This window comes from Moraxella sp. (genome assembly GCF_024227015.1).
Lineage (GTDB): Bacteria > Pseudomonadota > Gammaproteobacteria > Pseudomonadales > Moraxellaceae > Moraxella.
In genome coordinates this window covers 1-2,301 of the sequence record NZ_JAAELD010000117.1, presented here as the reverse complement: position 1 = coordinate 2,301, position 2,301 = coordinate 1, and the positions used below count along the sequence as shown (strand labels likewise).

The 2,301-nt window shown below is 47.9% G+C and carries 1 protein-coding gene; it reads left to right on the top strand.

What is annotated here, in order from left to right:
- Window positions 1-2,301: DNA translocase FtsK (locus GY683_RS02480; RefSeq protein WP_297287237.1), on the top strand; the 2,301-nt coding region annotated here is incomplete at both ends.

The window sequence follows — 2,301 nt, the reverse complement described above, 5'->3', positions numbered from 1 at the left end:
TGAAATCAAAGATTATGAATGGCTCGAAGAAAACGATGCCACCAATCCATTTAAACCCGTCAGCTCAACCTATGTGGCAAACACCAAGCTGACCAAAAAACTCGATGAAAAACTGCAAAGTAAAATCATTAAAAAACCGTTTAAAATGCCTACCTTAAACAGACCCCATTCGATACAGGTAGACTCGCAAATCACTGAGCCAACTCAGACAAAGCAGCCTAGTGTAGATAGTGTAGACGTATCGCAAGCTATGCCAACTATCGATGACGCATCTATGATGTCTGCTATGTCTGCTGCAAGCACAGGGGAGCTAGCGGATAAACGAATCTCTGAGCCTATGACGGGTGTAGAGATGGCTGAACAGGACACGGCTATTGATGTATCAGATTTGGATGATTTAGCCGATAGCCTAGATGCGGGATATGAATTATCACAAAATCCTGTGCTAGAGTCATCATTCGAGGGCATTAAAACAGAGGGCTTTGAAGCAGAAAGTATTGAAGTAGAAGGCATTGAAACACCAACCCCCTCAGTCGCGTCACTATTGGGCATGCGACAAGTTTCACCGCAAGCTATTGCTAATGCCTCAAATGACAGTGCCACCGCACCGGTTGTAGCGGAATTTTCGACCCCTGCAGCAAGTCCGATGCCAACCCAAATAGCACGTCCAGCGCAAGCCGTCACCCAGATTACTGGTAACGAGATTGATGCCCCCGAGATTGATGGTAATCAGATAACGTCTTCAATACCGACCCATAGTCGTTCGGTGGAATCTGAGTTACTCGACGAAATCGAACAGCCCGCAGCGACTCAGGTCAACCAGCCGCTCAATATCAATGACGATAGCCTATTTAGTCAGAAATCGCGTGCCATGCAAACCGCAGCTTATCGTGCCAATTTAAGCCCGTTACCTGAGTTATCGCTGCTTGATTTGCCTGACCCTGACCGCAAGCCAAGCTATAGCCGCGAACAATTGCAGCAGTTATCAGCGCTATTAGAAATCAAGCTACAAGAATTTAATATCAAAGCAGAAGTGGTCAATGCGCAAATGGGTCCAGTGGTGACACGCTTTGAAGTGTCACTGGCGCCAGGGCTTAAAGCAAGCAAGGTGACGGGTATTGCCAAAGACTTGGCGCGCTCGCTATCGATGGCATCGGTGCGTGTGGTAGAAGTCATTCCAGGTAAACCTTATATCGGTATCGAAGTGCCCAATCCGCAGCGCCAGATGGTACGACTCATCGAACTGCTGAAAACAGAAGCTTATCAAGACCCCGATGGCTTAATCAGCATGGCAATGGGTAAAGATATTGCAGGTAGACCGGTTATTGCGGATTTGGCCAAAGCGCCACATATGCTAGTAGCAGGTACCACAGGCTCGGGTAAATCCGTGTTGGTGAATTCGCTGTTATTGTCAATGCTGCTCAAATACACACCAGAGCAGCTGCGATTGATTTTGATTGACCCCAAACAGCTCGAGCTTGCCAACTATGGCGATATTCCGCATCTGCTCACCCCCGTAGTCACCGATATGACCGAAGCAGCCAGTGCTTTGGCGTGGAGTGTGGCGGAGATGGAACGTCGTTATCAGCTGATGTCATTATTCAAAGTGCGTAAGCTTGATGAATTCAACAAAAAAATCATGGCAGCTGAACAAAGTGGTGAGCCGTTACTGGATCCACTTTGGCGACCCAATGACAGTGTCAGCCAAGATAGAGCGCCAAAATTAAAACCGTTACCACAAATTGTGATTGTGGCGGATGAGTTTGCCGACATGATTATGCAGGTAGGTAAACAAGCCGAGGAGTTGATTACGCGTTTGGCGCAAAAATCGCGTGCTGCAGGGATTCATTTGATTTTGGCGACCCAGCGCCCCTCAGTGGATGTGATTACTGGTTTGATTAAAGCCAATATTCCCGTCCGTGCCGCGCTTCGCGTCAACTCAAAAGTCGACTCGCGTACCATTTTGGATGCCGGTGGCGCAGAGGATATGCTTGGGCATGGGGATATGCTGTTTTTAGGACCTGGTCAAATCGAGCCTAACCGTGTACATGGTGCTTTTATCAGCGATGCGGAAGTCAACCGTGTGTGTGATGCATGGCGCGAGCGAGGCGCACCTAACTATATTGATAATATGTTTGATAATTTTGAGCTAAGCTCAGCGCCAAGCAGTAGCGATGCTAGTGGGTCTAGCAATGGCGAAGAAGACCCGCTGTATGATGATGTAGTGGCGTTTTTGCTTGAAACTCGTAAGGTCTCTGCATCAAGTATTCAACGCAAATTTAGTATCGGCTATAACCGCGC